Origin of the sequence: Corallococcus sp. CA053C (assembly GCF_003611675.1) — a bacterium.
Taxonomy (GTDB): domain Bacteria; phylum Myxococcota; class Myxococcia; order Myxococcales; family Myxococcaceae; genus Corallococcus.
In genome coordinates, this window is the sequence record NZ_RAWA01000425.1 from 1 (window position 1) to 8,575 (window position 8,575).

An 8,575-nucleotide genomic window follows, 5' to 3' on the forward strand; every position below is an offset into this window, starting at 1 on the left:
GCTCATGTCGGTGCACTCACCAGGGGTGCTCAGCTCTTCCTTTCCCTGCAAGCTCAACCCTGCCCACGGTGCTGGCGGCCGCTCGGCCTCCAGCACCTTTCTTCAGATAATTAGGGACACCCCCTAGAGACGCGCCTAGTTCTCCGCCAGGCTGAAGGCGGACACGCGGCCATCCGGGATGAGCGACACGCTGTAGCGGTACGTCACGGATCCGAACCGCACCAGGTACGTGTAGACGCGGTCATCGCCCACCACTTCCCGCTTCGCCAGGACCAGCGGGCCCGCCGGCCCCAGGCCCTGCAATATCGACTGGTAGTGCGGTCCGGCCTCGCGCACGAACCACCACGGGACGAATTCGAACTCCGCGGGATTCCACGTCCCGGCCCGGGTCTGTTCGAGCAGCGTCGTGAGCCTGGCGGTGACCTGCGGCTCCCGATCCGGAATGGGCGCGAGCGGGGGCTCCGCGAGCGCGGGATTGACGAGCTCCGCGATGCCTTCCACGAAGGCCGTGGGGTCCGCCCGGTTGATGTTCGCCAGCACCACGATGGAGAGCTCGTCCCCGAGGAAGCGGGAGTAAGCGGTCCTGAAGCCCTGCCACGCACCGGTGTGCTGGTGCAGCGGCTTGCCGTTGCGCTCCAGCAGCTCCCACCCGAAGCCATAGGGCTGCGAAACCCCGCTGTTGAGCTTCACGGGCGAGAGGATCTCCCGCCAGCTGCTCCGGCTCACGAGCGAGCGCTGCTCCACGGCGGCATCCCATGCCAGCATGTCCTTCAGCGAGAAGTAGAGCGAACCGTCCCCGGTGGTGTTGAGGGACGGCGAGACCCAGCGCGGGTTCTTCACCACGCCGCCGGACACGCGGTAGCCGGCCGCGCGGTTCGGAATCACGTCGTCCTCGCTGATGCCGCGCGCCGTCTTCATGTGCGCGGGCTTGAAGACCTGTTCGCCCAGGACGTCGATGTAGAAGGTGTTCGCGACCCGGTTCACGAGGAGGCCCAGGAGCACGTAGCCGGAGTTGCTGTAGCTCCACCGCAGCCCCGCGGGGAACTCCAGTGGCAGCGCGTAGATGAATCGGGCGAACTCCTCGTCCGTGTAGTCCTTGCGCTCGTCCAGCAGTCCTTCCAGGTCCTGGATGCCCGACGTGTGCGTCAGCAGGTGGCGCACCGTGATGGGGGCCCAGGTGGAGGGCGCGTCGGGGAAGTACTTCGTGATGCTGTCGGACAGCGCCACCCGGCCCGCCTCCACCTGGAGCATCACCGCCATCGCGGTGAACATCTTCCCCACTGAACCAGACTGGAAGAGGGTGTCCGTCCCGACGGGAACCTGATGCTCCAGGTTCGCGAAGCCATACCCCTTCGCCAGCACGACCCGCCCATGGCTCACCACGCCCACGGCGAGGCCGGGCACGTTCTGCCGCATCTGCTCCGCGCGCACGAAGGCATCAATCCGCTCCCGCAGCGAGTCATGCGCGGCGGCGGGACGGCCCGTGAGCAGGCCCAGGGCAAGGACGACACCGGCCGAGAGAGGTTCCAAGGGGTTGGGCATGGGGTTTCCTGGCACCCACGCCGTCATGAGCTGTGGGCTTCATCCAGGAGCCCCCGACCGCGCGATTGATGCAGGCCTCTTTCGCGGAGGGCTCCTTCTCCAGTGCATCGAGGACGCTCAGGGGTGGTAGGGGTAACGCGCCAGCACCTTGCCTTCAGGTGAGACGGCGTACAGTTCGAACTCGTCGAACCCGAGCACGGTCCCTGGAGCCCATCCGCACTTGTCGGGCCGCGAGTTGATGCGGACGAAGTACATCCCCCGCTCTTCGCCAACGATGACCTCCAGTCCCCTGGCTGAGAACGCGCAGCTCTTGGCGTACTCCTTGGGATAGCCGGAGAGGACCCGCTGCATCGCTGCGTGTGCGGCGAGGACCGCAGGGCCATCCAGGGTCGCCAATGGCTGAAGGTCATCGGGCCATTGGATCCCCTCCGCGATGATGGGCTTCCTGGCGATTCCACCATCGACTACTGCCTTGCCAGTTCCCGCATCCAACGTCCCCGCGTCCATCCGCGGCGCGGAGACACGCGAGCCAGCCTTGGGAGGCGCGGTCGCTGACGTCTCGACTCCACCGTCCTGAAGGAGCGAAACAGCGAGGAGCAGGTGATGAGGCTTCAGCATGGGCACCTCCCTGGAGGAGACAGGGGCCTTCTACCACTGCATCTCAGGTTCGCATTCCGGAGGACCACCTCGTGGGCTCAGCGGACTGGGTGGCGCGCCCGGCTGACAGGTCGATACGGCGTCCCAACCGCGACGCTCTTCGATCCACTTGAACATCCGGCCCGCCGGGTTCCACCTGTAGAAGCGGGGCGAGTCCTGATGTCCCGTCGCGAGCCAACCCCATGCAGGAACCAGTTCGCCACGAGAGTCCTTGACCAGCCTCCCACTGGGAGTAGCCCCATAGGTCACGACCACCCAACCACCCTGCTCCAGCTTCATCGCGGGAAACACCTTCAGGTCGCGACTGCTGACCGGCGTTCCGCAGGGATGATTGTGGGCGAATCCGAAGATGGGCATGTCGCGCCTGAAATCCTCATCGTCCACACCGCCATACGCGGGCATGCAAGCACCCTGCTCATCCACGAACCCTCGAATGGGCCACGAGACGCGCCAGTCGTGCGGAGTTTTGTAGAAGGTCACGCAGTACTCGACGGCGTCTCGACGCGGCCGCTTCGAGTTCGGGTCGCACGCATCCGCGGCACCTGGCAACGCCATCAACGCCTTGAGGGCGGGAAGCACCAGATCGTCCGGGACCATCGCGGTATCCGAGAGGACGATTGGAACATCCGGGTGCCTCCAGGGTCCGGGAGCTACGGCCAACTTGGGATCGCCCTCCAGATAGGGCAGCTCTGTTCGCAGGTAATAGAGCCTGGAACTCGCGCAGGCCCATGCGGTGATGAGCACCAAGGGAATCGCATGCCGCACGGGAACCTCCATGTCGCCTCACATCCCGACGGCACATCCTGCCTCACCAAGGGCGGCCCACGAGCCACTGCATCGCGCCCCGCTGCTCAATCCCGTGCGCCGGACTCCTCCGGCCGCGCCGGGTACAGCACCTGTCGTCCTCGCAGCTCCGCGAAGGCCGTGAGTCGGTGCGGCTCCACGCGGGTGGGGCTCGTGATGTGCATCACCAGGACACCCCTCACCCAGAGCGCATCCGCCACCAACGAGCGATGGCAACGCCAGCGCAGCGCCTCCGCGCACATCAGGGCCACCGGTCCACGAAGCGCCACCTCGCGCAGCGCCTCCAGGCCCTGCGCGAACTCCTCCGTCAGCATGTAGTCCGCGTAGCCGCGAAAGCTCAGGTTGCGCCAGGCCGCATTGGGCGAGTCCTTGCGCGCACGCCGCAGCCCGCCGAGCGCCGCCAGGTGCAGGTGCTCCACCCCCGCCCGCTCCAGCGTCTTCCCCAGCACGTCCACGTTGAACTGCGGGTTCGTGCGCGAACGCGGCACCGTGCGGATGTCCACCAGCGTCCGCACGCCGTTCGCCCACAGCATCTCCACCAGTTCCTCAACGGTGCGCGTGGAGTGGCCCAGCGCGAACACCTGGATGCCACCCCACCCTCGCGCCCGCCTCGGCATCTCCATCGCCGGTGCTCAGGCCCGCTGCGCCACCAGCGCCACCAGCGCGATGCGCTCCACATCCGCGTAGGGCGCCTTCTCCAGCTCCTCGCTGAACACGTCCGGATCCAGCTCCGCGTAGGACACGTTCGCGAGCGGCGCGCTCCGCCACACCCGCTCCAGCGCGGTGCGCAGCAGGTCCTCACCCTCCACCACCGGCGTGCCCGTGTAGAGGACCAGCGTTCCTCCCGGCTCCAACCGGTCCACGCTCTCCCGCACGATGCGCACCGACAACTCCGTGCCGTACGCGCCCCCACCGTTCCGGTACGTGCGCCCGTCCGTGTCCGCCAGATACGGCGGGTTCGCGGCAATCAGGTCAAACCGTCCGGAGACATCCCGGAGCAGGTCCGAGCGCACCACCTGGACCGCCCGCGCGCCGTTCAGCTCCGCGTTGACGCGCGCGAACTCCAGCGCCTCCGTGCTCAGGTCCGCGAGCACCACCTCCGTGCTCCGCCCCATCAGCGACAGGCCCCCGGCCCCTGAACCACACCCCAGGTCCACCACGCGCCGGAACGTGCCCGGCACCCGCTGCAACAGCGAACAGAACCGGTACGTGTCCGGTCCAAAGAACACCGCGTCCTCTTCCACCGTGGGCCACGCGGAATGGACATACAGCCCCGACCCCAGGCTGGAGAACCGCACCCGGCTGCGCAGGAGCCCGTCGTCTCGGGTCTCCAGCTCCCCCGACTGCTCCAGCAGCTCCTGCAGCCGGGAGCTCAACACCCCGCGAGCGAACGGCCGGCTCCACCCGAACACGTCCCGCGTCGAACGGGCCTCCCTCGCCTCCGGCCGCGCGTTCACCCGCCGGTGCGTCTCCGGAGTCACCGTCGTGAAGGCATGGCCCTCGGCCCGCAGCGCCTGTCCCAGCGCGACCAGCGCCCTGTGCCCGCCGTCCAAGTCGCCCCCTTGAAGGTCCAATCCCTCCAATGTTGGACGTGCGCCAGCGCCCGACAAGGCGACCGCGCTCAGGGGCTGGAGGACGGGGAAGCGCCGAGCAGCGCCTGCACGCCCGGCACCTCGGCCACGAGCAGCAGGAAGTTGTGCAGGATGCGCGCGGTGGCGCCCCAGATGACGTGCTCGCCGTGCGTGTAGAAGTGCACGTCGTGCTCCAGCCCCTCCCACGCGTGGCGCTCCACGCGGACGATGGCCGGATCCATCAGCCGCGCGAGCGGCACCTCCAACACCAGGTCCACCTCCATCGGGTTCGGCACGTACTGGCCGTCCCCCGGAATCACGCCCACGTAGGGACGGATGCGGTACGAGGACGTCGTCGGGGTCTCGTCCAACTGGCCCAGCACCCGCACTCCGCCGCGCGCGATGCCCAGCTCCTCTTCCGTCTCACGCAGCGCGGTCGTCAGCGGCGTGCCGTCCCGGGCCTCCTGGCCGCCACCCGGGAAGGCGTACTGCCCGGCGTGCGTGCGCAGGTGCGCCGGCCGCCGGGTGAAGACCACGTAGGGCACGCCATCCCGTTCGAACAGGGGCAGCAGCACCGCCGCCTCGCGCAGCGTCCGGCCGGGCAGCTCGAACGACCGCGCCGGGCGCCCTGTCAGCCGCTCCTCCAACGCCTGGAACAGGCCCTCCACGCGCACGCCTTCCGCCTTCCTCAATCCGTGACCTGCTTCTCCACCGGCGGATTCTTCGGCGCGTCCGGCGTCGACAGGTTCTCCACACCCGACATGGGCTTGAGCACGCTCGCCTGCAACAGCCCCAGCAGCAGCACGCCCAGCGCGATGCGGTACACCACGAACACCAACGTGGTGCGGCGCTTCAGGAAGTTCAAAAGCCACGCGATGGCCCCCATGCCCGACGCGAACGCCACCAGCGTGCCCACCACGAGCGCCTCCGTGGACGGCCGCGTCGTCGCTTCCAACAAATGCTTCAGCTCGAAGATGCCCGCCAGCGACGTCGCCGGAATGGACAGCAGGAACGAGTAGCGCGCCGCGTCCTCGCGCTTGAGCCCCAGCGACAGGCCGCCCGTCAGCGTCGTCCCCGACCGCGACGAGCCCGGCACCAGCGCCAGCGCCTGCCACAGGCCAATGAGGATGCCGTCCCGCCACGTCATGTCCGCCACCGTGCGCGTGTGCGACGCGCGCTTCTCCACCACGAACAGCACCACCGCCAGCACGATGAGGCTGAACGCGATGACGTAGAGCGACCGGAACTGCGTCTCGATGACCTTCTTGAGCGCCAGCCCCAACAGGCCGATGGGCAGCGTGCCCACCAGCACGAACCACGCGAGCCGCGACTCCAGCGTGCCGAACGGCTCGCGGCGGGCGAGTCCCTTGAAGAACGCTCCCACCAACGAGACGATGTCGCGGCGGAAGTAGATGAGCACCGCGGCCACCGTGCCCAACTGGATGATGGCCGAGTACGCGGCCCCCGGGTCGGGCCAGCCGAACAGCTCCGGCGCGATGCGCAGGTGCGCGGTGGAGCTGATGGGCAGGAACTCCGTGAGACCCTGGACCAGACCCAGGACGATGGCTTCGAGGAGGCTCATAGGGGGCGGTGCGCCAGGGATATGCCCTGCCTCCCTGCCCCGCAAGCGCGAAGGTTCCCCACCCTCGCGCCTGGGTCCGCCACCCGACCGTCCGCCTGCGGAAACCCGGGTAGGCTTGGCGCCTCCATGCCGCCCGTGCCCCTGTGTCCCTGCTCCTCCGGCCAGCGCTACCGCCAGTGCTGCGCGCCCTTCCACAAAGGCGAGGCCGAAGCGCCCGACGCCGAGCGCCTCATGCGCAGCCGCTACAGCGCCTTCGCCCAGCGCGACGCCGCCTACCTGTGGAAGACGCTCCACCCCGACCACCCCCTGCGCGCCCGGCCGCAGGAGGACGTCATGCGCGAGCTGCGCGCCTTCGCCCAGGCGCACCAGTATCCGGGGCTCACGGTGCTGGGCCACCAGCCTCCGGACGCGTCCGGCCTGGCGCGCGTCCTCTTCTTCGCCCGCGTCTTCGAGAAGGGCCGGGACCAGTCCTTCGTGGAGCGCTCCGACTTCCGCCATGACGGCACGGGCTGGCGCTACCTGGAGGGCGTCCTCAAGCTGCCGCGCGACCTGCCCATGCCGCCCGAGTCCCTCACGCTCGACACCTTCCCCGCGGACTGACGCGCGAAAAGGAAATCCCCCGTCAGGATTCCGGCGGCCCAGCGTCAGTCGGTGTGCTGCCCGGCCGGAGAGGCCCCACACGCCCTGGTACAGCCCCCTTCACGGGGGGCTGCGGTTCGAATCCGCCTTGGCCCGGAAGGGTCAGCCAATCCGCGGCTTCTCCACTCGGGCAGCACCCTTTCCTCCTCCTTCAGTGCGCGGACGAAGCGTCCAGGTCGCGCGAAGAGAGGTCGCGGTCGCCGTCCTCTCCCCCCGGCGCGCCATCCGCCCCGAGTGACACGATGACCGGCGTGCTCCGGTCCAGCGTGTACACGTAGTCATGGCCCCACGGGTCCTGCGGAAGCTTCGGGAGGATCTGCTCGTCCACCAGCGCGCGCAGCCCCGTGGCGGTGTCCGGCAGGCGGCCCTTCTTCACGGTGTACAGCTGCAGGGCCTGCCCGAGCGCCCCGAAGTCCAGCCCCACCCGCTTCTCCTTGGCGGTCCCAAACTGTCCCAGGACCGACACGCCGACGGCGGCGGCGATGAGTCCCAGGATGGTGATGACGACCATGATCTCAATCAACGTCATGCCGCGCTGACGCCGCACCCGCGACCTGCTCTTGTCCATGTCTGTCTTTCCGACCCGGCGCCCCACGCGCCGGTTCCTGGAAGGGCGCGGCCCGCACGCGGGCACCCTGCTCCTTCCGGAACGAGCGCAATTGCAATCAGCGCGCCTGCGCGCTCCTGACGCGTGTCACAGGGCGCGGCGCCGTCCCCACCGGACAGAATGACCGGCACGCCGCATCGCCGCGGTACACGGCGTCAGTCGACCCGCGCTTCACGTCGTGCGGCTCGTCGTGCGGCTCGTCGTGCGGCTCGTCGTGCGGCTCGATGATGCGCAGGGAACACGGCACCTGATGATGCGACCATGACTCGACGAGCGGATGCGGATCGTGACTCGGGCTCTTCGTCATGCCCTCTGTACACGACGCCCGCGAGTCCGGGCCTTCCGCCGCTCAGGCATCCTCGGGCGTGTGCGCCACCAGCCACCACGGCGCGTCCCCGCCGCTCAGGCATCCTCGGGCGTGTGCGCCACCAGCCACAACGGCGCGTCTCCGCACTGCACGAGCAGCTCGTCCCCCTGCCGCGCCAGGAGCGTGCCCGGCGCCGCCCGCGGATCCTCGCCCCGCCACGCGCGCGTGCGCTGCACCCGCACCCACCGGCCCTCCAGCACCGCGCGCGCGTCGCCGTTCCCCTCGCGCCACGCGGCGAAGCGGCACGCGCGCACCTTCAGGTGCACGGCCCGCGCGGTGTCGCTCCAGTCGATGTCCCGATACGCCGAGTCGAAGAAGGGCGCGGGCGTGGCCTCCGCGTCCGACTGCGGCTCACCCACGTCGCCCCGGGCCACGCGCTCCAGCATCCACGGCAGCAGGCGCCGCGACGCGAGCATCATCTTCTCGAACAGCGTCTCCTCCGTGTCCTCGTCGATGACGGGGAACGTCCCCTGCACCAGCACCGGCCCGGTGTCGAAGCTCGCGTCCATGCGGTGGAACGTGAGGCCCAGCTCGCGCGCGTCGTCGCGCAGCGCCCAGCCCAGCGGACACGGGCCCCGGTAGCGCGGCAGCAATGACGGGTGCACGTTGATGGCCCCGCGCGGCGCCACCGCCAGCACCTCCGGCGTCAGCTTCCACGGGAAGAAGAAGGCCAGGAGCAGGTCGGGCTTCAGCGCCGCCAGTTGGAGCGGCAGCCGCGCGCGCTCGCCCACCCGCAGCACGTTGAGTGAGGGCGTCGTGGCGCCGAACAGCGCCTCCAGCTCCGCCCACCCCTCCATGTCCAGCGG

General features: G+C 69.3%; 10 protein-coding genes. 1 reads left to right on the plus strand and 9 read right to left on the minus strand.

Annotated elements, in window-relative coordinates:
• Positions 1–135: 135 nt before the first annotated feature.
• The 7 genes from D7V97_RS35975 to D7V97_RS36005 all read right to left on the minus strand — a co-directional run bounded on the left by D7V97_RS35975 (position 136) and on the right by D7V97_RS36005 (position 6,156).
• The gene (locus tag D7V97_RS35975; protein ID WP_120615141.1) at positions 136–1,542 is read right to left on the minus strand and encodes a serine hydrolase; all 1,407 of its coding nucleotides are present in this window, start codon (positions 1,540–1,542) and stop codon (positions 136–138) included.
• 117 nt (positions 1,543–1,659) lie between these two features.
• Positions 1,660–2,160 carry a hypothetical protein gene (locus D7V97_RS46205; protein WP_233583433.1) on the minus strand — a complete coding sequence of 167 codons (501 nt, stop codon included), beginning with the start codon at positions 2,158–2,160 and terminating at the stop codon, positions 1,660–1,662.
• 30 nt (positions 2,161–2,190) lie between these two features.
• Entirely contained in the window at positions 2,191–2,976 is a 786-nt protein-coding gene (locus D7V97_RS35985) for a hypothetical protein (protein WP_120615142.1), read from the minus strand.
• A 74-nt stretch (positions 2,977–3,050) separates the two neighbouring features.
• Positions 3,051–3,626: a DUF488 family protein gene (locus D7V97_RS35990; protein WP_199729053.1), complete on the minus strand. Its 576-nt coding sequence runs from the start codon at positions 3,624–3,626 to the stop codon at positions 3,051–3,053.
• 9 nt (positions 3,627–3,635) lie between these two features.
• On the minus strand, positions 3,636–4,556 hold the full coding sequence (locus D7V97_RS35995) for a class I SAM-dependent methyltransferase (protein ID WP_233583434.1): 921 nt from the start codon (positions 4,554–4,556) through the stop codon (positions 3,636–3,638).
• A gap of 68 nt (positions 4,557–4,624) precedes the next feature.
• On the minus strand, positions 4,625–5,248 hold the full coding sequence (locus tag D7V97_RS36000) for a CoA pyrophosphatase (protein WP_120615151.1): 624 nt from the start codon (positions 5,246–5,248) through the stop codon (positions 4,625–4,627).
• A gap of 14 nt (positions 5,249–5,262) precedes the next feature.
• Positions 5,263–6,156 (minus strand): undecaprenyl-diphosphate phosphatase, encoded by an 894-nt coding sequence (locus D7V97_RS36005; protein ID WP_120615144.1) that lies wholly within the window; start codon positions 6,154–6,156, stop codon positions 5,263–5,265.
• A 126-nt stretch (positions 6,157–6,282) separates the two neighbouring features.
• Here D7V97_RS36005 and D7V97_RS36010 point away from each other — a divergent pair, with 126 nt between their 5' ends.
• Positions 6,283–6,756: a YchJ family protein gene (locus tag D7V97_RS36010; RefSeq protein WP_120615145.1), complete on the plus strand. Its 474-nt coding sequence runs from the start codon at positions 6,283–6,285 to the stop codon at positions 6,754–6,756.
• A gap of 190 nt (positions 6,757–6,946) precedes the next feature.
• Here D7V97_RS36010 and D7V97_RS36015 read toward each other — a convergent pair whose 3' ends face one another.
• Both D7V97_RS36015 and D7V97_RS36025 read right to left on the minus strand, forming a co-directional pair.
• Positions 6,947–7,363 carry a type II secretion system protein GspG gene (locus D7V97_RS36015; protein WP_120615146.1) on the minus strand — a complete coding sequence of 139 codons (417 nt, stop codon included), beginning with the start codon at positions 7,361–7,363 and terminating at the stop codon, positions 6,947–6,949.
• Between the two features lie 441 nt (positions 7,364–7,804).
• Positions 7,805–8,575: methionyl-tRNA formyltransferase (locus D7V97_RS36025; RefSeq protein WP_147445115.1), on the minus strand; the 771-nt coding region annotated here is incomplete at its 5' end.